We start from the raw sequence: 22,489 nt of genomic DNA, 5'->3' as shown, positions 1-22,489 counted from the left end.
AGCTGCGGGCGGTCAGGCAATACTTCGCGCCGCCGTGACAAGAGTATGATGAAGCGAGGCCGCGGAAGACCGGGGCCCCAGTAGAGTGAAACTCCTAGCGGATTCCCGGCAAAGGATCAAGCAGCCCAGATGTTCGATCAGGCATCTTGTCGCATCGCCCGCCATCATGGCTTTGGTATCAAGGCTGCAAAGACGCTCAAGAAGCGGGATCAGGTTGGCCCCCGTAATATCAAAAACGACCCAGCCGTCGGTCTGTTCCGTGACGCTGGCGGTGTCCGCGACGAGGGCTTTTATTTCGGCGGCAAAATCGGGATGTTCGGGCAGGGGCGCCATCAGGAACCATTGATCAACCCCCGTCCAGACGGCGGTCACATCCCTTGCGCCAATCGCATGACCCGGTTGCGGCAGACTATCTCCCAGAACCGGCTGGATAAGGGCGCGAAGTTCCTGGTCTTTACCCTTTCGTGCGGAAAGCGAGGCAATCGCGAGACTAGTGTTCTCGCCTATGGTAACGCCGCCGATGGTCTCGATCATCGGGGCGTTCATTCCGAGCGCTGTCAGTGGAGCAAGTAAAGGGTCAGACACGGAGCCGTTCTCCTTCCGGGTCGATGAAATGCGGGCTCGAAACGGTTGCGTCAAATTCGCTGCCGCCAAGCGGGTTCACGACGCGGATCACCTCGCCGTGGCGTTTATCCCCGCTTTTGAGAAAAGCAAGCCCGATCGAGGACTTGAGATGCGGTGAATAAGCGGCGGAGGTAACCCATCCCTGATCATTTTGCGCAATTGCGGCCTCCCCCACCGTCATCAGATGCGCGCCGGACAGCAATGTGTCCTCCGGTTTTACCGGCACCAGACCTACCAGTCGATAATCATCCTCGCGGATAAGATGCGGCCGACCCGCAAGAATACGGCCAATACTGTCTTTCGTTTGCGAGACCATGCGCCCCATGCCGAGCATAGCGGCGGTGCTCTGGCCGTTGAGCTCATTCCCGGCGGCGTGGCCCTTCTCGATCCTGAGCACGCTCAGGGCTTCGGTGCCATAGGGGACAACATCAAATTCCTCGCCCGCGTCCATCAGCCGGCGGATGAGCGCATCTCCGTAGCGCGCCGGCACTGCAATCTCATAGGCGAGCTCGCCGGAGAAGGAAATCCGGAAGAGCCGGGCGCGCAAACCGCCGCAAATGGTGATCTCCCCGCAGGCCATATAGGGAAAGGCCTCGTTCGAGATGTCATGCGCCGGATCGACTATTTTCTGCAGGAGCTTACGGGAATTTGGCCCGGCAACGGCGAATTGCGCCCAGGCCTCGGTGGTCGAAATAAGCTGGACGTCGAGCCCCGGCCAGAGACACTGGCGGCAGAATTCCATATGCCGGAAGACGGAGACTGCATTGGCGGTCGTGGTGGTGACGATGAAATGATCTTCCGCGAGCCGCGCCGCAGTGCCGTCATCCATGGCCATGCCATCCTCGCGCAGCATCAGCCCATAGCGGGTCTTGCCGACGGGCAGTTTCGCAAAACCATTGCAATAGATATGATTGAGAAATTCCGCGGCATCCGCCCCCTGCACGTCGATCTTGCCCAGCGTCGTCACATCGCAGATGCCAACGGATTTTCGCACCGCCAGCACCTCCCGGTCGACGGATTGTCGCCAATGGGTTTCCCCGTCTAGCGGGAACCATTGCGCCCGCATCCAGTTGCCGGCCTCGACAAAGATTGCGCCTTGTTCCTCGGCCCATTTATGGCTGGGCGTCAGGCGACGGGGGCGAAATTCCTTGCCCCGCGATCGTCCGGCGAACGCCCCGATGGTGACCGGTGTATAGGGCGGGCGAAAGATCGTCGTGCCCACCTCCGGGAGGGATTTGCCTTCCAGCTCCGCGATGATGGCAAGCGCGCCAATATTCGCCGTCTTTCCCTGATCCGTCGCCATGCCGAGGGTCGTGTAGCGTTTGACATGCTCGACGGATTTGAACCCCTCCTGATGGGCCAGCCGGATATCCTTGATCGTTACGTCATTTTGCAGATCCAGCCAGGCGCGGCCCTTGCCACCGGTGACATGCCAGAAGGGAGCCACATTAACCGGCGCATCCTCCGCCGTCGGCAGCGGTATCGGTCCTGCGCGTCGGCCGAGATCGGCAAGGGCGTCGATGGCACCTTGCATTCCGGATTGCAGCGCGCCATGCGTCGAGAAGATGCCCGCCGCCGCGCCGGCGGCCCGCAGGAGCGGATCGACGTTTGGGTCCGGCACAAAGGCGGAGATGGCGGCATCCCACGCGGGCCGTCCGCGCTTGTGGCAAGTCAGATGCACATTCGGATTCCATCCCCCCGCGACACCGAGCGCGCCGCAGGCGATTTCCCGCGTCGATCCCCCTTGAAGACGAACTTTCACCGATTTGAGGCCGAGGCGCCCGCGGCTGTCGACAACCTCGGCACCCTTGAGGACTTCAAAATCGGCTGAAGCGGGGGCGTCGGCGCGACAATCGACCAGAGCCGAAATGCGGACACCCTTCGCCGCGAGATCTCTTGCCGTCCGGTGGCCGTCGTCATTATTGGTGAAAATCACGACGTCTTTTGCGGCGGTAACCGCCCAGCGGTTGGCAAAGGCCCGCATCGCTCCCGCCAGCATAATCCCGGGCCGGTCATTATTTTCAAACCCAATCGGCCGTTCCGTTGCACCGGCGGCGAGCAACGCCCGCTTCGCATAGATCCGCCAGAGGATCTGGCGTGGCTTATCCGCGGGCGGTTCAGATAGGTGATCCGCCGCCCGCTCAATCGCGCCGAAAGTACCGTGATCATACATGCCGAAAATGGTCGTTCGCGGCATGACGCGGACATTGGGAAGGCTCGCCAGCTCGCCCCTGACCTTGCCGATCCAGCTGTCTGCCGTCTGGTCCGACAGGAGGCCCGCATCGGCAAGCAGCCGTCCGCCCGGCATGAAATCCTCGTCGGCAAGGATGACGTCGGCGCCAGCGCGGCCTGCCGTCAGTGCCGCCGCGAGACCGCTGGGGCCCGCTCCAATCACGAGAAGGTCGCAATGGCGAAATCCCTTGTCATAGACATCGGGATCCTCCTCCGTCGACAGTCGGCCGAGACCGGCGGCGCGGCGGATGGCCGGTTCATAGACCTTTTCCCAGAAGGCGGAAGGCCACATGAAGGTCTTGTAGTAAAATCCGGCCGCAAGAAAGGCCGAGAGCCTGTCATTGATGGCAAGCACGTCGAAGGTAAGCGAGGGGAAGTGGTTCTGGCTCCGCGCCTGCAGGCCGTCATAGAGTTCGGCGACGGTTGCGCGGCTGTTCGGCTCCCGCCGGGCGCCGCCGCGAAGTTCGACAAGCGCGTTCGGTTCCTCCGATCCGGCGGAGAAGACACCGCGCGGACGATGATACTTGAAGCTTCGGCCCATCAGCCGGACGCCGTTGGCAAGAAGGGCGGAGGCGAGCGTATCACCGGCAAAGCCGCTGTAGCTTTTTCCATCGAACGTAAAGCTCAAAGGTTGGTTGCGGTCGATGAGGCCGCCGCCCAGGCGATTTTTCTGGCTCATCTGTCCCGACCCCGTTGTTTGGCATAGTCTGACGCCAGCTCGACATGGAGGATTTCATGGGTTGTCGTATCGCGGGTGACAACCAGCCAGGACCGATCCCCCTGCTCATGGTACCAGAGCTCCCTGTGGCTGCCCGCCGGATTGTCACGAAGATAGAGATAGGCGTGAAAATCATCGAGCGCCGTTTCCGACATAGTGTCCGGACGGTCGATCAGGCGGGCGTCGCCCAGATAGACGAATTCCTGCGCATCTCTCGGGCCTAGAAGGGGGTGGTTGATAATCATGCGGCCCTCAATGCAGGTTCGGCTGGGCGCCCGCGCCCTTCTCGTCAATCATCGCACCGGATTGAAACCGGTCGAGCCGAAAGGCGGTCGCCGTTTCATGGGGCGTATCGGTCGCCAGCAGATGCGCCAGCGCATAGCCCGACGCGGGTGTCGCCTTGAAACCGCCGTAACACCAGCCGCCATTGAAATACAGGCCCTTTATAGGCGTCCGGTCTATGACGGGGGAGCCGTCCATCGACATATCCATCAGTCCGCCCCACATACGCAGAAGACGCGCCCGCCCGATCATCGGCATCAGCGCCATGCCGCCTTCCAGCACATCCTCAACCACCGGCAGGTTGCCGCGCTGCGCATAGCTGTTGTAACCGTCAATGTCGCCGCCAAAAACCAGCCCGCCCTTGTCTGACTGGCTGATATAGAAATGCCCGGCGCCGAAGGTGATGACGCCCGGGATCACGGGTTTCAGCCCTTCCGAGACGAAGGCCTGCAGGACATGGCTTTCAATCGGCAGGCGCAGGCCCGCCATCGCCATCACGCGGGAGGAATTACCGGCGACGGCGACGGCGACTTTTTTCGCGCCGATATATCCCCGGTTCGTCTCGACGCCCCGAATCTCGCCATTGACGATCTTCATGCCGGTGACTTCGCAATTCTGGAGGATGTCCACCCCGTGACTGTCGGCGGAGCGGGCATAGCCCCAGGCAACGGCGTCATGGCGTACCGTGCCGCCCCGCCGCTGCAGCAATCCGCCCTGTATCGGAAATCTCGCGTTATCGAAATCGAGGAACGGCGCCATTTCCCGGACCTTTCGCTGATCGAGCAGTTCCGCGTCGGCGCCGTTCAGGATCATTGCGTTGCCACGGCGGCGGAAGGCGTCGCGCTGGGCATCCGAATGGCAGAGATTGAGGACACCGCGCTGGCTCACCATGGCATTGTAATTGAGATCCTGCTCCAGACCTTCCCAGAGCTTCAGCGCGAATTCGTAGAAGGGCTCGTTGCCATCGAGCAGGTAATTGGAGCGGATGATCGTCGTATTGCGGCCGATGTTGCCACTGCCGATCCAGCCTTTTTCCAGCACCGCGATCCGGGATTTCCGGAAGGTTTTGGCAAGGTAATGCGCCGCCGCCAGCCCGTGACCGCCGCCTATAATGATATAATCATACTCCGCCTTGGGTTCCGGGTTGCGCCACGCCGGTTTCCATCCGGCGTGCCCCGTCAATCCTTCCCAAAAGACTCTCATCGCGGAATAGCGCAATTGCGGCTCCCTGTCTGTTTTGCAAAAACCATCTCATAAAGCGGGCCTGCCGATTGTTCTGACAGGGTCATTCTTGACGTCAGAAAAGACATGGCGCCTGCAATGACAACGACGCCGAGGGTTGTACAATTTTATTATGAAGTAAAGACCGGAAAAATCGCCTTCTGCCGATACGCGCCGTTGACACTGCTGTGCCGCTTTGCCAAGTTTGAACAATCGGGCCGCGCGTGCCGTGTGGTTGTATTATGAAAATGGGCGGGATTATCAATGGCTGGGGAGCAGCAACCATCACAGAGTTCGGCGCGGCTTCCGACTGACCAGCATATTCCGATCCTGCTGTCCTTCATTTCCGCCTTTGTTGATGTGATCTGCTATCTCGGGTTGTTTCGGACCTTCACTGCCTTTATTACCGGAACCCTGATTATTCTTGCCGCCGAGACGATACATCCGGACGGCGTCTGGCTTATGAAGGCCGTTGTCGTGGCCGCGTTTATCGCAAGTCTTTTTCTCTGGGTTCTTTTGTTTCGCCGGCTGGCGCGATGGCGGTACCTGCCGGCGCTGGCGCTCGGGACGGAGGCGGTTTTGCTGGCGGCCTTCGCGATATCGGGCGAAGTCCTGTCACCACTCGCCGGCGCTGATTCTCCCGCGACGATCCTGGTGGCCCTGACGGCGGTATTCGCCATGTCGCTCCAGAATGTCGCGATGGCGCAGATTTTCCACCAGCATGTGCCGACGACGGTTATGACCGGAAATTTTACGCGATTTACCATCAGTGTGATCGACATTTTCAGGCCGGGCCGTTTTGACGTCAGGAAAGACGAAGCCGCCGTGTTCAAAACGCGGGCGCAGCTGCGCCATTACCTCTTCGTGCTGCTGGCCTTTACCGCCGGAGGTGTCGTCGGCGCGGCCGGATTTTTCGCGGCGGGATTCCCGGTGCTGGCCTTTCCGGCGATGATCCTCTGCCTGCTCGCCCTGCTGCTTTGGCGCAGGCAACATACGGCAACAATTTTACCGCAAAATCAGGAGTAACAGTTGATGGATGACCTATCCACGCTCTCGCCCGCCATTCTGACAGTTGCGCCCAACGGCGCCAGAAAGACAAAAAAGGATCATCCGATGCTGCCGATCACGCCGGCGGAACTGGCGGATGAGGCGGACGCCTGCCTCAAGGAAGGTGCGGCCATGATCCATCTGCATGTGCGCGACGATCAGGACGGACATACGCTCGATGTCACAAAATATCGCCAGGCCATCGCGGCCATCCGGGACGCGGTCGGCGACAGGATTGTCATTCAGGCGACGACGGAGGCTGTCGGCATTTACAGTCCGGAACAGCAGATGGACATGGTTCTGGAGCTGAATCCGGACGCGACTTCGCTCGCGATCAAGGAACTGGTGCCCAACGGCCAGGAGGAGCGGGCCAAGGCATTTTTCGCTGACGTCCAGGCGCTCGGTATCCTGCCGCAGTTCATTCTCTATTCGCCGGAGGATTTGCGGCGGTTCGAAAAATTGACGGCGGACGGCATTATTCCCTTCAACAACCCGTTTCTTCTGTTTGTGTTGGGCCGCTATACCTCCGGTCAGCAATCCGACCCCCGCGATCTGATCCCGTTCCTGACCGACCTGTCGGAAGGGGCATCTTGGGCGGTATGCGCTTTTGGCAGGCTGGAGAATGCGATCGCCGGCGCCGCGCTCTCCATGGGCGGCCATGTGCGGGTCGGGTTCGAGAATAACATGCTCCTGAAATCCGGTGAAACGGCGGGGCGCAACGCGGATCTTGTCGGCCAGGCGCGCCAACTCGCCGAGGCGATCGGACGTCCGGTCGCGACGGCGGCGGATCTGCGAAAAAAGTTTGGCAACTGAGATCGGGATTAAATGGTGCGATCCGTCCATAAGTCTTTTCCGCGATCCCGCTCCTGACGCGGGGGTGGGCCTAAAACGCGGGGCGGCAACTCAAGCGAAGGACGGGCATATCAATACAAAGGGCCATTCTTCGAAGTTGATATAAGTTCAATATTTCCAATCAACGTATCCGCCCCGGATCCTTGCGCGACAATGCAAACAGTCCACCGCCGCCCACGCGCTATCAGAAGGCGTAGAACGCTCACATCTCCGGTAATCCATGACACCAGTAAACAAACGGCAATTCGTGAAAAAATTGGCGCACCCGACACGATTCGAGCGTGTGACCTCTGCCTTCGGAGGGTAGGTGTCATATGTTTTCCCGTACTTACTCGGGTGCCCTGGTGCTTGATGAGAATCAATAAAAGAATTGTATTTCAATAAATTATGATTACTGTGAGGGTAAGGGTAATGATCTTAACATGATCTGAATTACTCTCTCTGGGTGCCCTATGGGTGCCCAAGGGATAGCGGGGCACCCAGAAAGGGTAATAGCATGGCACATCTGACAAAACGACAAATCGATACAACGCTGGCTAATGCTACGACGGAAATACGGTTATGGGATGATGATCCACGTGGACTTGGGTTGCGAATTAAACCCGGGGGCACGGGCACGTTCTTTGTTCAATACCGCAGCCCTGTGACATATAAGAAAGTGCGTTTTTCATTCGGTCAGTATGGGCGTCTTACGATAGTCCAGGCTCGAGATAAAGCTAAACGACTATTTGAGAACATTTCCAAGGGAATTGATCCGGCAATCGAAAAACGCCTCGCCAAACAGACTGCAGAGACTGCTGCTAGGATGGCAGAATTTTGCGACGACTATATGCACGATGCTCGAATGGGGATTGTGACATACCGAGGGAAAGCAAAAAAGGCGAGTACTTTGGCAATAGATAGTGGCAGAATAGAGCGTCACATTAAACCGCTTCTGGGCAACAAATTCGTCCGAGACATCACGACTAAAGACATTGAAAAGGCGATGCATGATATCCGCCTTGGTAAAACAGCAGTAGATGTCAAAACGGGATTCAGAGGCCGTGCCATTGTAAAAGGTGGCTCAGGAACTGCCGCACGCACTATCACACTGTTGGGTTCAATCTTCTCCTATGCAGTCAAACAGGGATTACGTGATGACAATCCGGTTCGGGGCGTAGAAATTCCAAAGGATGGAAAGAGAGCTCGGATACTGTCACCAGACGAATACAAGGCCCTTGGTGATGCTATGGCGGATTTTGAAAATAGCGGCGCCAACCCTATCGCTATTCGAGCATATAGAGCGTTGGCTCTTTCTGGATGTCGACGCGGAGAGATATTCGGTTTGAAGAAGTCCGAGGTTGATCCTCATAGCTCTTGTCTAAGACTGGAAGATACCAAAACGGGACAACAGGTGCGCCCTGTCGGTAGGTTGGTGATTGAGTGCGTAAGCCAATCTCACATTGATCAAAACTCTGTCTATGTTTTTCCAGCTTCGTCAGGCGATGGACATCTCAAAGACGCCAAGCTGTTTGGGCGCATTTGCGCTGCAGCAAAACTCAATGATGTTACTCTCCATACATTAAGACATTCATTCGCTTCAGTCGCGCTGGAACTGGAATATTCTGAAATGACTGTAGGAGGGTTGCTGGGTCATCGCGTCAACAGCATTACCAGCCTTTATGCTCATCATGTTGATAAGGCTTTGGTCGCAGCAGCAGATAGGGTCTCAGCATTTATTGCCGCGCGAATGGAAGGCAACGAAGCAAAAGGGGCGGATGTAATTGAGCTGCACAATAGGCGGTAGATACGTTGCTCCACTGAATAAGGGAATTCGATGGTAAAAAAGAATATTGATGGCAAAGGCTTGTTTTCTGTCTCACGTACCGGCTCATTTTATACGAATGAATCCATAATGAAAATTATAGATGGAGTGGGCAGTGACATCTCGACTAGTAACCAGATCATACTTCAGAATAAACTTGAATTAGCCGCTGAAGGATGGTCAATCGAAGATTATCTACAGCGTCAACCGACATCAAAAATGATGTTAAAAAAACTGGAAAAAATAGAGAAATCAGCGGCGCTACTCTTGAAATCATTGGGGTCCACCAACAGTGGATCAATATCAGGAATGTCTCCTGCTTTGCTTCAGAATTTCCAAATAGCTGCAGGCGAGAAGGCTCGACGTCTCGGTAATAGTCGTATTGGTCAATTGCGAAAGGAGATCAGTGGCATAGTACAAATCCGAAGGTGGGCTTTGAAAGTTATTAATACTGAAAATGGCAAGCAGTTGGCAGGGGAAAATCTAGCTCCACCAAATGTAGGTGATATCGCACTTAAAAAATGGATTTTGGAACTAGCCACTATTTATAAAGACGTTGGATGGGGTGATCCTGGAATTTCCTTGTCTCCAGTTACACTGGAGTATGGCGGCCCCTTTTTTAGATTTGTCGTTCTTTCTTCCGAAGGGATCGTTCCATTGAATGTGAATATTGGTAAGTTCATACGGCGCTCACTCCAGCGAAAGGACAAATTAGAAAATTAAGTAATTCAATATGTCCTTTTAGACGCTATTGATCACGATGGTTAAATTTCACTTCAAGTTCTCTAAACTGACTTGAGGTGGAAATAATGAAGAATACGTTGGAAGGCCGTCGTCTACGTCGCGCTGAAGCAGCTAAATATCTTTTCGATACCTGGGGGATATCCCGTACTCCTAAAACCCTTGCCAAACTCGCCGTCACAGGTGGTGGGCCTCCATACCAGAAAGATGGCAGGTTTCCGCTCTATTTGAAATCAGACCTTGATGACTGGGTTATCTCACGTTTGTCACCTTCAGTAACATCAACGGCGGAACTATCAGCATTAAAAAAGGGGATGTCCCATGACTAACCTCCTGGCCGATATTGATTTCAGTTACGAGACTTGGAATCTGAATGGGGGGAGACCCCTAATTCCAAATTCATATCCCCCGGTCGTTATATGTCCTACCTTCATAATGGACCGGCATCATGAAAAATAGATTTTTATTTCATCTGGCGGATGGTTGGGCATTAGGCGCTGACTCGCTTCAGTGGATGTTGCTAAGGGCTCGAAAGCGGCATGCAGAGACCGTTTGGCAGCCTCAGTCATACATTGGGTCCACAAAGGCAGTTTTATACTCCTGCATGCGCGACAAAGGCGTCAACCCCACCAATGAGGCAAAAGCGAAACTTGATGAACTGCCAGAAAAATTTCGGGATTGGTGGAAGGAGGACCTTGAACGTAAGAGCAGCAATATTGAGCAAAAGTCAATTTACCGTACTCGCTGCAGTGGGGCCAGCAATGAAAAATTCACTCCCAAAACGGATAAAGCTAATGGTTGATAGCATTCCAATAGAAACAAAAAATGGCGACACAGATCCAATTTGGTTTAAAGAAACTGCACCAAAGCTTGCTGGTTTGGGATATCTCCCAGTCCCGCTCGCGAAAGGCAGCAAAGGTCCTCGTCTGCTAGATTGGCCAAAATATAAATTTGGGATTGGTGACGAAGAAAAGCATTCTGATTTGGGATGCGGTATAATTTGCGGTCAAGTAATTGCTCTCGATCTAGATATACCCGACCTAGAAATTCTCAAAAAAGTCTGCGAAGCGATCGGCGTATCGAACGATAAGTTCTATGACGCACCAGAGCGCATTGGCTCCGCTCCAAAGACCTTACGAGTATTCCGTACAGAAACTCCATATAGGAAAAAAATGACGGGTGATTATTTTCTCACCTCTGGTGTCAAAGTTTCGGTGGAAATTCTCGCTGATGGGCAACAGTTCGCGGCATTTCATATTCACCCAGATACTGGACAACCCTATCATTGGCCGAAGGATTCTATTCTCGACTTTCCCGTGCACGAACTTCCAATCTTGAGCGAAGAGGAAGCAACTGAAATAATCGAACTTTGTAAATGTTTGTTTGAAAGTATGGGAGCACAATCGACGGCGGAAAATCAAGAATCGAAAGCTCGGGCAGGCCGCCCGTCAGAAAGTCATTTTGAACAAGAAGGAGATTTGCTCGCTATATCGAGCGCAGTAGCTGCAATACCTAACAATAATTGCTCCTACGATGATTGGCTAAAAATGCTATGCGCTATTAAAGGCGCATTAGGGGAAGCTGGGAAAAGCTTATTTCTTTGCTGGTCTGCAAATTCGACAAAAAACAACGCTGAATATTCTATGAATAAGTGGGAACACGAGACAAATTCAGTAAAAAGTGGCGCAGGGTCAATATACAAGAAGGCACAGGAGAACGGTTGGAACATTCCCAACCATATTTCTTTCAATCCAGAAAAACTTGCGACCAAGCTTCAAAGCTTAAAATATGCGGAAGTGTCGGAAAGTAAAATATTAGCAGATGCAGCCGCGGGTTGGCCTGAACCTGTAGATCCGTTTGGTGACTTTCCATGCCCTAAGATGACCAAAGGCCTGTTACCAAAGACAGTTGAACGGTTCTCCTTCACAGAAGCAGAGATAATTGGCGTTGATCCAGCAGCGGTGTCTCTAGCCGCCCTAGTTTCATGCGCAGCGATGATTTCCGATACCATAACTATCCAGCCGAAGGAACATGACACTGGTTGGCAAGAATCAGCACGACTTTGGAGCATAATTGTAGGTGCGCCAAGTACAAAGAAAAGCCCGGCAATCTCCGCCGCAACTCAGCACGTAAAGAAAATTTACTCAAAATCATACGCTCACTATCAAGAAAAAATGAACGACTATGAGAATGAGCAAAACCCGGATCATCCTGATGAAACGGAAGAAATTGTTGAGCCGAAACTGCCAAGGCGTCTATATGCAAATGACACGACGATTGAAGCGATGCAAGATATTCTGTCGCAAAATACTGATGGCTTGTTACTTGAACTGGATGAACTATCCGGCTGGATTGGCTCAATGGAAAAATATTCATCTGGCAAAGGGCCAGCAGCTGATAGAGCTTTTTGGCTTAGTTCATGGAATGGAGGCCCATATCAAGTCGATAGAGTAGTGCGCGGAAGTACTTATATCCCTAATCTTTCTGTCAATATTATTGGAGGAATCCAACCGGATGTCATTGCAAAGGATGCCAAAAAAACGCCTGATGATGGACTTATGCAACGATTTTTACCGATCATCCTTGATAATGCAACGGTGGGCGAAGATACAGTATTTGACGAGTCGATTAGGTCAGATTTTAGTTCGTTGATAATTCGATTGTGCGAAATCCAATCACCGATATCAGATGACGGGGAAACTCAATATTCCGTTAAATTTAGTAAAGAAGCTCAAGAAATTCGCAGGCAATTTGAACAGCATAGCTTTGATCTAACAAAGACAGAAGATGTAAGCACTCAATTTTCTGCATGGTCGGGAAAGCTGAACGGGATGTTCGCTAGAATGTGTCTTACATTCCATTGTATTCAAGCCGTGGAAACAAATCCGTTTACATTAAGTGTTCCTCACGAGGTTGAAGCGGGTACAGCGAAATTAGTCGATAATTTATTTCGGAAGTTTTTGATACCCCATGGTTTGCGGTTCTATTGCTCAGTTTTGGAGAAAAGTACGTCTTTAGTCCATGCTAAGGAGATCGCTGGGCTAATACTTTCTAAGGACTGGCAGCGAATTGTGCGATCTGACCTTGCACAAAATTATCGGCCAGCAAAGAGCGCAGAACAACACGAGGTTGATAAATGGATGATGACACTTGAATCCTTTGGGTGGCTGGAGGCTGAACAGATGAAAGGGTCATCTCGTGTAAAGTCCTGGCTGGTAAATCCTCGCACACACGAGATGTTTGCTGAGCAGGCAAAGCGAGAGCAGGAAAGACGCAAAGAGAAAAGGGAAATTGTCTTAAATAACATTTCGGGTTTTGCTAATTAGACGTTCTAGATCACGCACGCATAGTAAATATTAATCTGTTTATAAATAGAAAAAGAGAGTACTTTATTTTTCTCCGCACGCGCGATCTAGGTTGTCTAGTTTTTGAGCTTTCACCATACCCATACCGATAAAGCTCGAGTTTACTTCCTGTGTTTTGTTTGGTTAATACTCTGGCTCACAACCTAAGAATATATCCTGACGATATATATTTAGAGTTAATCGGCTGACCTTTTTTGGAGTGTTAGTTTCTCATATTTACTAATACTAAAGACATTAAAAAATTCTGCTCAGTCTAGAGAATGCCAGATACAATACGACAGCATTTTGGTTAGTAATAATAGGCATTTGACGGGTTTACTAACTTATATGAAATGGTCTTACGCGCACGCTCGTCATGGGGTACGGTTATGAGAGAAAAAATTATATGTGGCGCCAAAACCAGGCAGGGAACACCTTGCCGCGCAAAAGCATTGAAAAATGGAAGATGTCGTAATCATGGTGGTCTGAGTACAGGTCCCAAAACTTTAGAGGGCAAAGAACGGTCACTAGCGGCATTAAAATATGGAAAATATTTATAAATCTAGCCAAGTCTTAAGAGTAGCATTGAAGAGGATACAGCCGTTTCGGTTGGGTGGAATGGCTGCTTCGTTATGACACTTATTGGATAGGTGATTGGCGCTAAAAGTGGGTGTAGTGAAGAATAAAATCATGGGTTATGGTACAGGCTATTTGTCTTTGGGGTTCCAATAGAGCGCAATTGCCTTGTGGCGGACATGAAAATCCAATCCAGAAGATGGATGTATATGCTTAGAGAAAAACTGTAATGGGTTGCTGCAAGAGTCTTCAGTTTTTACATCTGAATTGCGACTTTCCAGCTCTCCCCGCCATTTTTGGATCTTGGTTTTGGCATCGGCAGCGTAGCAATACACCAGCACGTCACCATGATCCTGTCCTTTGACACCCGTGGAGTACCGAGTGGCCAGTTGCTGGAAGCCTTTATCCAACCAACTATAGCTACTGTGCTTTTTAGCTTCGGCAAGCCACAGGAACATATCCTTCCCCTCGATTGAAATGTCGCAATGTCCGCCAACATCTTTGTCATGAACCGCCTGAAAACCTGCCATTTTTAACATCGAACACAATTCAAGAGTAAGTGCATCTTCCCCAAGACCCTGCTTTTTGTGTTTGTGCTGCTCTAATTCATTGCAGGCGAAGTCCACCGCTTTTTGAACGGCTGCCAATCGTGCCTCATGATTTTGAGCAAGCATATAATCTATCGTCGCAGCGGTAGGACGTCCGTCAACCTCTCGGCGTAATTGGGCTACTGAAAACTCCGGCTTGTTCATTCCTCCTTCCCTTCGAAAATTTCACGAGCTAAAGCGAAAACAGGGGCGACGCGATTAGACGCTTTGTGTAACTCCTCTTTAGTAATCGGATGTATGAGGGTGTCGTGGTCCAAAACTTTTTGAAAATCTTCGGGTGAAAGTGGATAACGCCCACCCTCTGCATCTATATACTCACCACCCGATTTCAGTACTGCGAATTTCGATTGAGCAAGAATTGCGAGAGCTGAAATGATTTCACCATTCAGTTCACCGACATTGAGTATATCTAGAATGTCACTAACTCGAAGTGATTCCGTTCCCTTTGAGTTATTGAACTCTATAGCCTCGACGATTTTGAGTGCTATATCTGCCGCCGGCATGCCGTGCCATTTTTCTTTTATTCCAGCCTTGATATCATCTATTGAGGGGAGCTCTTTAATTGTGTCTTTTGCCTCATCAGAATCGATATCCAGCTTTGGTAGTCCTCGTACGATTTTTATTGTCTCAAGACTTACCGTGATCACGCGTTGGAACAGTAGCATCGGGTAACGCGGGTCGCCGATCGTTTCGTTGGCGTAGTCGTTGGCGTCATTCACAATACCGCTGGCCTTATCGGTTTTGACCACCTGCCGTTCCATCACCCATTCGAGTGCAGGCTTGCCGTTGACGACGTAGTCATAGGCCTCCAGCGGGATATTCTGCATGGTGATGTGTTCGTTATAGATGACGGTGGTCTTGTCTTTTTCCTTACCCTTGCCGCCGAACTTCATTTTTTTCACACGGTAAAATTTCTTTGGATCAGCCTGGGCTTCGGGGATCAGGCGGTGGTCGCCTTCCTTGTAAGTGACCATGTATGGCTCGACGCTTTCGAAGTTCACATGCAGATCACCGAGCGCGCGGCCCGCATCGCGGAAGGCGGCGAAGTCGGAAAAGGTTTTGACAGCTGGGATGCGGGGCAGTTGTTTGGCGAGGTTGTTTTTGAACCGCTCGCGGTAGTCGGGCGAATGCAGCAGGCCGTAGATGTAATAGAACAGGTCTTCCTTGCTGATTTCTTCCCCCGGATAGGCGGCTTGGAAATGCGCGAGGCCCTCATCGGTAATCGCGTCGCGGCGGGTAAGACCGCTGGCCTGATCGCTCGAAGCGGAGAAGAGGCCGTCATCTGGTTGGGCTTCTTCGTAGAGATAGAGGGGGAAACATTGGCCCTTTTCAATAGTATCCAAGCTTGGCATTTGATTGCTCATGATAGCGGAGAAGCCAGCACGCGCGCCTACACCAGACACCTGAACTACCAGATTTTCGGCTTCGGCGGTGGGGAAGATATGGGGTATTTGACCGCGGCGATCATTCAAGACCGCGTCGAAATATAGAAATTGGAGCGAAAACGGCCTATATAGATTTCGCCTAATATACTCTTGGTGAAAACGTTGCTCTGATACTCGCCCTGCTTTGGGAATGAGCGTGCTGGACCACTTGATTGAGCGCTCATCATACTCTACCGAGGTCGCGCCATCAATCAACGCGCGCCGCTGATCATTAAAAAATTGTTGTGTTTTCTTAATGTTGTGTTTGAGCTTGTTGGCGCTTGAGGAAATCACCCAAGGGTCTCGATTGGTGCTCACTCCGAGGCTGTAATTTTCAAAAATGACCGGAGCTAGATCATCTTTATTCTTGTCGCCCATTGGCAGAAAGCGATCAAAGCTGCGGTCTGCCTGATCAAGCCAATCATTGTTCTCGTCCGGTGTAATTGTGCTCCAGCCGCCAACCTTGGTAATGCCGTTAATTGAGGCATAATTGCGGATGATGTTCCGCTTTTGCGTGGTCGTTAGGTCTGGGCCGATGTCATGGAAATGGATCTGCCCCTGTTTCTCAGCATTAGGGTTCTTGACCAGAACGGAAATGGAAATGCCAGTCATGCTGCCCGAAGCAAATATGTTCTGGCCCTCGCGTGCGGCCCCTTTCGACAGCATATTTTTGCGGATATCGCCGCGCAGATGAAAGACGTAGATTTCGCTGAACTCGTCGGCCAGACATTTGCGCATCCCATCTGCGAAAGACCGTTCGATCCATCCGCTGCCCGAAACGAAAGCCATGACACCCGCATCGCCAATCCGTTCACTCGCCCAGCGGAATGCACGAATGTAGCTATCATAAAGTTTGTTGCTAAGGCTTCCTTCTGAATGAGCAACATAAGTGTAGCGGATCGCTGCGTCTAATCTGGGATATACGATATTTGCTGCTACATCATGGGCGTTCTTCTGCCCCGCCGAATATGGCGGGTTGCCGATGATCACTCGGATATCTAGCGCCTTTTGCTTGGTCCGGCGTTCCGAGTTGTCAGGCAAGAGGTTGGCGACCATATCGCGCTCCTGCTCATACATCTGAAAGGTGTCCGTCAGCAGGATACCTTCAAAAGGGTCGTATGGCGCGTTTTCGCTCAATGTGCCATAGGCCAGTTCGTGATAGACCGTTTCGATATTGATAGCAGCGATGTAATAGGCCAGCAGCACGATCTCGTTGGCGTGAATTTCGTGCTTGTATTTATGCTCCAACTCGTCTTGCGCGATCAGACCCGATTGCAACAGGCGGGTGATGAAAGTGCCGGTACCGACGAAAGGATCAAGAATATGTATTCCCTTGGAACCAAGCGTCTGGCCAAATTGAGTCTTCAGTACGTCATTCACTGAGTGGATGATGAAATCCACCACCTCGACCGGTGTGTAAACTATGCCAAGTCGCTGGGTTAGCCTTGGGAAGGCGTTGCGGAAAAACTTATCATACAGCTCTGTGATGAGCGTCTGACGACCATGCGCGGTTTTCACATCTGCGGCACGACGTTCCACACTGTCATAGAATTTGGAGAGGCTTTCTGACTCCTTTTCCAGATTGTGTTCGTGTAATTGCACTAACACGACCTCCATCGCGCGGGAGACGGGGTTTTCCTTGGTAAACCGGCTGCCTTTGAAGAGTGCGTCAAATACCGGTTTGGTAATGAGGTGCTGCGCCAGCATCTCAATCGCCTCGGCCTCGCTGATTTCCGGGTTCAGGTCATCCTGCAACTCTTCTAAGAATTCGAGGAAAGAAGTTCGTTCAGGCCCCTCTTGTGCGACGATTGTGGCAATACGGGTAATATGTGTCTGGGCGATCTTGGCGATGTCTTTCGCCCAGGTATCCCAATATTCACGCGTGCCGCATTTTTCGACAATCTTGGCCATGATGGCACGGGTAAACTCATCGAAGACAAGCTCTCCCTGCACAACTTCATCAATTTGGCGGCGTTCGGGACTATCACTTCCGATTCCTGCACTGCCTTTTGCTGCTTTGGTCTTGGTGGTCGCAAAATCATCGACGACAGCTGTAAGCTCTTTCAATTCGGTTTCCGAGGATATGCGCACAAGTTCGATTTTGTCGCTTATATCTTCGCCAATCTTGGCTTGGTTAATCCGCGCATCAAGGCGTTCATCATGTGCGCGCAGAGCGTTCAGGATTTGCCAAACAACTTTGTACCGCTCGTTGTCATTCAGCGCCTCTTCGGGCTTAACATCCGGGGGGATGGCAACGGGCAGGATGACATAACCAAGTTTCTTTTGCCCAGCCGGGTCTTTACGCATTACGCGACCTACCGATTGCACCACATCAATTTGGCTTTTGCGCGGGTGCATAAACATGATGGCATCGAGGGCAGGCACATCCACACCTTCGGAAAGCACCTTGGCGTTGGTCAGAATGCGGCAAACGTTATCGCCCGCGTCTTCCTTGAGCCAGTTCAGCAATTCCTCGCGCGCACTGGATTTAAAGCTACCATCCACATGGCGAACTTCCGTTTCAAGATTGCGCGCATCGTCTATCTGCTGGTTGCCTGTGTATTCCGCTATAACCTTTGTAAATTCATCTTCAATGATTTTGGATTTGGCAATGGTTTGGCAGAATGCCAAGGCCCGCTTCATCGGTTTTGGGTCAAATTCGAGATCAGCTGCAAGGTCACTCTTCGAAAGCGCCTTGTAGCAACCGATGATTTTTGTCGCATCGTCGAGTGTCAACTCCGCGCCGCTCTTGAGACGGTTTTGAATGGTGGTTGAGATCAACCCCTCATCCACGGCTAGTACGACAACCTTGTAATCAGTCAGCAGATCATTCTCGACAGCCCAGCCAAATCCACGATGGAACAGGTCTTCGCCGAACTTTTCCTTATCATCCATCGAGGCCAATTTGGCATCATATTCATTGGCTTTTTGCTTTGCGGCTTCCCCAAAGATGCGCGGAGTGGCGGTCATGTAAAGACGTTTTTTTGCGGCCACAACGTCATTGTCATGGATACGTACAAAAGCGCTGTCGTCTTCATCCTTTAACGTCACACCCGTAGTGCGATGAGCTTCGTCGCAGATCACCAGATCGAATTCTGGCAAACCAAATTGTTTTTGAGCACGTGTCAGCACGTCGATGGAATGATAGGTCGAGAAGACCACTGTCATTTTGTCCTGGCTTGCCTGATTTACCTGATGCGCGATCTTTTCAGGATCAGTTGTTGCAGGAAACGCAAGATCGTGCACATTTAGATCAAGACTATCAGCATCGACCTTCCGACCAACCCTGACATCGGAACAGGCCGAAAAGGCATTAAAATCCTCTTGGCAGTCATTCTTCCATTCACGCACAGTCTGCGACATCAGTGCGAGCGATGGCACCATGAAAAGGACATGCTTGCCTTTCCCAGCCAATGTTTCAGCTATCCGAAGTCCGGTGAACGTTTTCCCGGTACCGCATGCCATAATGAGCTTGCCGCGATCAGCTTCCTGCAATCCTTCAGCAACCGCTTCCAAGGCATCGCGCTGATGATCCCGAAGCTCTTTCTTCGGGGCAAGGCTGACATTTCCCGTCCGAACAAACTGTGACCAATCTATCCGGCTGGCTTCTAATTGAGCTATTCCAATCCGGTTCCAGTCCTTGGATAATTTATTAAGGGTGTCCGCTGCATTTTTCCCAAACTCTTTTCGGGTAGTGTCTACAACGATAAGGCGAGTGAAAATGTCATTTGAAGACGCCGAAATAAAACTATCTATGTCAGGCTTTTGGATACTATGCTCGGGAGCATAAAACTTACACTGAATTGCAGCAAAGCCTGACCCGTCTGCAAGCGTCGCAACCAAATCAATCCCTGTATCGGTATTGCTCCAGTTATGCAATTTCGCCCATTCAGCAAAAGGTACTACTTCCGAATAAAACTGTTTTTGAACATCGTCATGAAGCAGATATACTCGAACTAACCGCTCGAAATAATCACCCTTCTCGCGCTCGCTGTGCGCGGATGCACGATAAGTATCCAAAATATCTTGCAGCTGCATATGAACTTTCGGTCCCAAATCTGTCTTAATTTTTCACACCAGTTTTTATTTTAGTAGTTCTAGCGAAATACGGAAGCCTTTACCACCAATGATAGAGGAGGCGGAAGGGTTGCGCAAACCATCTGATAATTGGAACTATACAATGACGTCAAGAAATTTGACGTTATGATCTCGGGCATCCCCAATGCTATAGGTTTGGTTTGTAATGCTACAGCTTCGTGCTGCACCAGAGTATATGGTGAATATAGAGTGCACCTACTTGGCGTCACGTTGGGGCGTGTAAGTTGAGATAATTCATCATATCTTCGCAGGCTTTAAAGCCGCATGGGGATTTTCCAAGAGATTTAACGATGTATGGAGACACGCCACTAGCTAAAGATTAGTCATTCCATGGCACCGAGCAGAAGTTATAAACACGCTCCAGAAATGTTCCTTTTTCGTCGCAGACCAGACGTGAATTTCAACCAGACTTTACGCTATTGAATAAACCGTTGTACCTTGCGAGGAAGCCCTACACAGGGGTTGGATTATACTTCCCAGGTCCTGGTTCCCCGTCTCTCTTCACTGCAGCAATGTTAAGTTTGGATCGTTTGACGTTCAAATTTCCGCCAAGTTATACCAACCATCTCGCCGGAGGCGGTGCAACTGAAATCCAGCTAAAGATATCAACTGGGAGTGAAGACTTCCGCATTATCCCCAGAAGCGCCTAATCAATATTTGGAGCATTAGCTATTGTCGTAGGGTGCCCTATGGGTGCCCCAATCGCATATGATCGGAGCAGTTCAAGCTGATGTACCTTTAAGAATTTGATTTTTTTGAAAAAATTGGCGCACCCGACACGATTCGAACGTGTGACCTCTGCCTTCGGAGGGCGGTGGTATATGTTTCTTTATATATTTTGATATTTTAATAAGTCCTATAAACCAATATGTTAGTTTCCTGAAGTTTCCGCTTGTTTCCTGTATTGTGATTGCTGATGATTGCTATATGATTGCTGGAGCCGAAAATCGGGAGAGCGAGCATGCAGGCAAAGATCATCAAGCGAAACGTCGACGCAGCACGTCCGCAGGAACGGGACTGGTTTATGTGGGATACGGAACTTAAGGGATTCGGCCTTAAAGTCACCCGGTCGGGAAACCGTATTTATATTGTTCAGTACCGCATGAGCGGACGTGGCATGCCAACACGGCGTCTTACAATCGGAAAGCATGGATCGCCCTGGACGCCAGAAAAGGCGCGTGCAGAGGCTAAGCGCGTCTTGGGCGAGGTGGCGGACGGGCAGGATCCGCAGCAGGTCAAAATGACAGAGAAAGCCGCAATGACGGTATCGGAGCTCTGTGACCGTTACCTTGAAGAAGGCTGTGCAACCAAAAAGGCGTCGACGATTGCAACAGATAAGGGGCGGATAGAACGACATATTAAACCATTGTTGGGAAGGCGTCGGGTTAAGGATCTTACCGTAAATGACATAAAACGCTTCATGACGGATATCGCAAAGGGCAAAACGGCCATTGATGAGAAAACCGGGCCGCGTGGAAGGGCGCGCGTCGTTGGCGGGCAAGGGACAGCATCACGGACAACCGGACTTTTAGGCGGTATTCTATCCTTTGCCGTTGCCGAGGGAATTCGGAGTGATAATCCGGCGCATGGTGTTAAGCGATTTCCTGACCGGAAGAATGAGCGGTATCTCAATTCTCAAGAATTGGCGAAGCTTGGTGAAACCTTGCGCATCGCCGAAACCGCCGAAAAAGAACGCAACGAACTGGAGCGTATTTTAGGCCACATAAAAGATGAAACGGAACGGGCAGCGCTTCGTAGCAAGATAAACGCTCTGGCAAAGCAAGGCGAAAATGAAATGGCGATTGTCGCCATTCGTCTGTTGATCCTGACAGGATGCCGCAAGACAGAAATCCTCTCGTTGAAATGGCATGAAGTTGATTTTGAATACGGTTGCCTACGTCTGGATGATTCCAAGACCGGGCAGAAAATTGTCATGCTGGGCGCGCCCGCTTTGCAGTTACTCGCTGGGTTATCGCGAGATGAGCAGTCACCTTTCGTTTTTCCGGCATTGAGAGGGGAAGGGCATTATGTCGGATTGCCGAAGGCCTGGAATCGAATTCGAAAGCGGGCAAGATTGGAGGATGTACGCCTTCATGATTTGCGGCATACTTTTGCAAGTGCTGGCGCAGGAAGTGGCGTCGGACTGCAAGTACTTGGAAAGTTGCTAGGGCATTCAGATCCTAAAACCACGGGCCGTTACGCCCATATCGCGAACGACCCGATTAGGGCGGCAGCTGATCGGACTTCAAAGCAACTTGCAGAAGCAATGAATATGCATCATTCTAACAACGGGGAAATAATAAACTTAGTCAAAAACTAAATGTCGGATCGCCATGGAGAAGAACAATCCATACGTCGATATCTATGATGAAATTTTCTTCTTTTTATGGGATGTAACGACAGGAACGGCCGTATCAAAGAGGGCAGCGTACAAGGGAGCAAGGTTGTATGGCGAGTTTCTTCTTAGTGAAATTAGTCGATATGAGCGAGTAAAGAAAGAGGGCGGACATGCAATCGAACGCCACGGATTGGCGGCCCCAATGTCTGTCATGAATGCTTGGGCCTTCAATGTTCTGGAAGATTGCCACAGTTACCGAGTTACGCCTCCTCTGGAACTTTGCCATGCGATCTATCACTTAATGGGCTGTAGGCATTTAAATCCAAAAAGAGGAAAACACAAAGAGAGGGAAGCGTTTTCTAGACTTTCAGGTAACGTCGGAATAAGAGAGGCTTCTCGAAAGCTTGGAGTTAATCCGACAACGATACTAAGATGGAAAAACGAGCCTCGAAACAGATTTTATCCAGAATTTCCTGGCGGCGAAGATGCCCGGCTAAAAGAATACCAACGCATAAGAAAATTGACGAATGTAGATGATTTTTATCCCATGCGTTGGCGGGTGTTGCGAAAGAAATAATTA

Annotated in this window: 16 protein-coding genes and 1 tRNA gene; 10 read left to right on the top strand and 7 right to left on the bottom strand. The window is 51.2% G+C overall.

The genetic code is table 11. From position 1 onward, the window contains the following. Positions 1–12 precede the first annotated feature (12 nt). The 4 genes from GQF03_RS16350 to GQF03_RS16335 are packed head-to-tail and all read right to left on the bottom strand — an operon-like array spanning position 13 to position 5,074. Complete coding sequence (locus GQF03_RS16350) at positions 13–585, bottom strand: sarcosine oxidase subunit gamma (RefSeq protein WP_161340337.1); 573 nt, start codon at positions 583–585, stop codon at positions 13–15. Further along, entirely contained in the window at positions 578–3,535 is a 2,958-nt protein-coding gene (locus tag GQF03_RS16345) for a sarcosine oxidase subunit alpha family protein (RefSeq protein ID WP_161340335.1), read from the bottom strand. The genes GQF03_RS16350 and GQF03_RS16345 overlap by 8 nt, the downstream gene beginning before the upstream one ends. Continuing rightward, positions 3,532–3,819 (bottom strand): sarcosine oxidase subunit delta, encoded by a 288-nt coding sequence (locus GQF03_RS16340; protein ID WP_161340334.1) that lies wholly within the window; start codon positions 3,817–3,819, stop codon positions 3,532–3,534. Before GQF03_RS16340 ends, GQF03_RS16345 begins: the two co-directional genes overlap by 4 nt. Before the next feature lie 7 nt (positions 3,820–3,826). Further along, entirely contained in the window at positions 3,827–5,074 is a 1,248-nt protein-coding gene (locus tag GQF03_RS16335) for a sarcosine oxidase subunit beta family protein (protein WP_161340332.1), read from the bottom strand. A 267-nt stretch (positions 5,075–5,341) separates the two neighbouring features. Here GQF03_RS16335 and GQF03_RS16330 point away from each other — a divergent pair, with 267 nt between their 5' ends. Then, a complete protein-coding gene (locus GQF03_RS16330) occupies positions 5,342–6,103 on the top strand; it encodes a YoaK family protein (RefSeq protein WP_161340330.1) in 762 nt (253 codons plus the stop codon). Positions 6,104–6,109: 6 nt separating this feature from the next. Further along, on the top strand, positions 6,110–6,937 hold the full coding sequence (locus GQF03_RS16325; RefSeq protein ID WP_161340329.1) for a beta-keto acid cleavage family enzyme: 828 nt from the start codon (positions 6,110–6,112) through the stop codon (positions 6,935–6,937). A 296-nt stretch (positions 6,938–7,233) separates the two neighbouring features. Here the strand turns inward: GQF03_RS16325 and GQF03_RS16320 are convergent. Beyond that, positions 7,234–7,316, bottom strand: a tRNA-Arg gene (locus GQF03_RS16320). Between the two features lie 156 nt (positions 7,317–7,472). Between GQF03_RS16320 and GQF03_RS16315 the strand changes: the two genes are divergently transcribed. The 6 genes from GQF03_RS16315 (at position 7,473) to GQF03_RS19220 (ending at position 13,425) form a co-directional block, all read left to right on the top strand. Beyond that, complete coding sequence (locus tag GQF03_RS16315) at positions 7,473–8,762, top strand: tyrosine-type recombinase/integrase (RefSeq protein ID WP_161340328.1); 1,290 nt, start codon at positions 7,473–7,475, stop codon at positions 8,760–8,762. A gap of 30 nt (positions 8,763–8,792) precedes the next feature. Continuing rightward, on the top strand, positions 8,793–9,503 hold the full coding sequence (locus GQF03_RS16310; RefSeq protein ID WP_161340327.1) for a hypothetical protein: 711 nt from the start codon (positions 8,793–8,795) through the stop codon (positions 9,501–9,503). A gap of 86 nt (positions 9,504–9,589) precedes the next feature. After that, positions 9,590–9,850 (top strand): helix-turn-helix domain-containing protein, encoded by a 261-nt coding sequence (locus GQF03_RS16305; protein WP_161340326.1) that lies wholly within the window; start codon positions 9,590–9,592, stop codon positions 9,848–9,850. Between the two features lie 119 nt (positions 9,851–9,969). Then, positions 9,970–10,323, top strand: coding sequence for a hypothetical protein (locus GQF03_RS16300; protein ID WP_161340325.1), 354 nt, complete (start codon positions 9,970–9,972; stop codon positions 10,321–10,323). Further along, the gene (locus tag GQF03_RS16295; protein ID WP_161340324.1) at positions 10,316–12,847 is read left to right on the top strand and encodes a DUF3987 domain-containing protein; all 2,532 of its coding nucleotides are present in this window, start codon (positions 10,316–10,318) and stop codon (positions 12,845–12,847) included. The genes GQF03_RS16300 and GQF03_RS16295 overlap by 8 nt, the downstream gene beginning before the upstream one ends. Positions 12,848–13,218: 371 nt before the next feature. Then, on the top strand, positions 13,219–13,425 hold the full coding sequence (locus GQF03_RS19220; protein WP_422125161.1) for an HGGxSTG domain-containing protein: 207 nt from the start codon (positions 13,219–13,221) through the stop codon (positions 13,423–13,425). A gap of 147 nt (positions 13,426–13,572) precedes the next feature. On the opposite strand, the gene GQF03_RS16290 is transcribed toward GQF03_RS19220, so the two are convergent. After that, positions 13,573–14,193 carry a hypothetical protein gene (locus GQF03_RS16290; protein ID WP_161340323.1) on the bottom strand — a complete coding sequence of 207 codons (621 nt, stop codon included), beginning with the start codon at positions 14,191–14,193 and terminating at the stop codon, positions 13,573–13,575. Continuing rightward, positions 14,190–19,511, bottom strand: coding sequence for a DEAD/DEAH box helicase (locus GQF03_RS16285; protein ID WP_161340322.1), 5,322 nt, complete (start codon positions 19,509–19,511; stop codon positions 14,190–14,192). Before GQF03_RS16285 ends, GQF03_RS16290 begins: the two co-directional genes overlap by 4 nt. Before the next feature lie 1,021 nt (positions 19,512–20,532). Between GQF03_RS16285 and GQF03_RS16280 the strand changes: the two genes are divergently transcribed. Beyond that, a complete protein-coding gene (locus GQF03_RS16280; protein ID WP_161340321.1) occupies positions 20,533–21,891 on the top strand; it encodes a tyrosine-type recombinase/integrase in 1,359 nt (452 codons plus the stop codon). 13 nt (positions 21,892–21,904) lie between these two features. After that, positions 21,905–22,486 (top strand): hypothetical protein, encoded by a 582-nt coding sequence (locus tag GQF03_RS16275; RefSeq protein ID WP_161340320.1) that lies wholly within the window; start codon positions 21,905–21,907, stop codon positions 22,484–22,486. Positions 22,487–22,489 lie beyond the last annotated feature (3 nt).

Origin of the sequence: Sneathiella chungangensis (genome assembly GCF_009882935.1) — a bacterium.
Lineage (GTDB): Bacteria > Pseudomonadota > Alphaproteobacteria > Sneathiellales > Sneathiellaceae > Sneathiella > Sneathiella chungangensis.
The sequence above is the reverse complement of the archived record's forward strand: the minus strand, read 5'-3'. Positions and strand labels throughout refer to the sequence as shown.

What these genes read in the sequence shown, in the direction of transcription:
- GQF03_RS16345 (WP_161340335.1), bottom strand. Translation starts at nt 3,535, where the DNA reads ATGAGCCAGAAAAATCGCCTGGGCGGCGGCCTCATCGACCGCAACCAA.
- GQF03_RS16340 (WP_161340334.1), bottom strand. Translation starts at nt 3,819, where the DNA reads ATGATTATCAACCACCCCCTTCTAGGCCCGAGAGATGCGCAGGAATTC.
- GQF03_RS16330 (WP_161340330.1), top strand. Translation starts at nt 5,342, where the DNA reads ATGGCTGGGGAGCAGCAACCATCACAGAGTTCGGCGCGGCTTCCGACT.
- GQF03_RS16325 (WP_161340329.1), top strand. Translation starts at nt 6,110, where the DNA reads ATGGATGACCTATCCACGCTCTCGCCCGCCATTCTGACAGTTGCGCCC.
- GQF03_RS16315 (WP_161340328.1), top strand. Translation starts at nt 7,473, where the DNA reads ATGGCACATCTGACAAAACGACAAATCGATACAACGCTGGCTAATGCT.
- GQF03_RS16310 (WP_161340327.1), top strand. Translation starts at nt 8,793, where the DNA reads ATGGTAAAAAAGAATATTGATGGCAAAGGCTTGTTTTCTGTCTCACGT.
- GQF03_RS16305 (WP_161340326.1), top strand. Translation starts at nt 9,590, where the DNA reads ATGAAGAATACGTTGGAAGGCCGTCGTCTACGTCGCGCTGAAGCAGCT.
- GQF03_RS16300 (WP_161340325.1), top strand. Translation starts at nt 9,970, where the DNA reads ATGAAAAATAGATTTTTATTTCATCTGGCGGATGGTTGGGCATTAGGC.
- GQF03_RS16295 (WP_161340324.1), top strand. Translation starts at nt 10,316, where the DNA reads ATGGTTGATAGCATTCCAATAGAAACAAAAAATGGCGACACAGATCCA.
- GQF03_RS19220 (WP_422125161.1), top strand. Translation starts at nt 13,219, where the DNA reads ATGGTCTTACGCGCACGCTCGTCATGGGGTACGGTTATGAGAGAAAAA.
- GQF03_RS16290 (WP_161340323.1), bottom strand. Translation starts at nt 14,193, where the DNA reads ATGAACAAGCCGGAGTTTTCAGTAGCCCAATTACGCCGAGAGGTTGAC.
- GQF03_RS16285 (WP_161340322.1), bottom strand. Translation starts at nt 19,511, where the DNA reads ATGCAGCTGCAAGATATTTTGGATACTTATCGTGCATCCGCGCACAGC.
- GQF03_RS16280 (WP_161340321.1), top strand. Translation starts at nt 20,533, where the DNA reads ATGCAGGCAAAGATCATCAAGCGAAACGTCGACGCAGCACGTCCGCAG.
- GQF03_RS16275 (WP_161340320.1), top strand. Translation starts at nt 21,905, where the DNA reads ATGGAGAAGAACAATCCATACGTCGATATCTATGATGAAATTTTCTTC.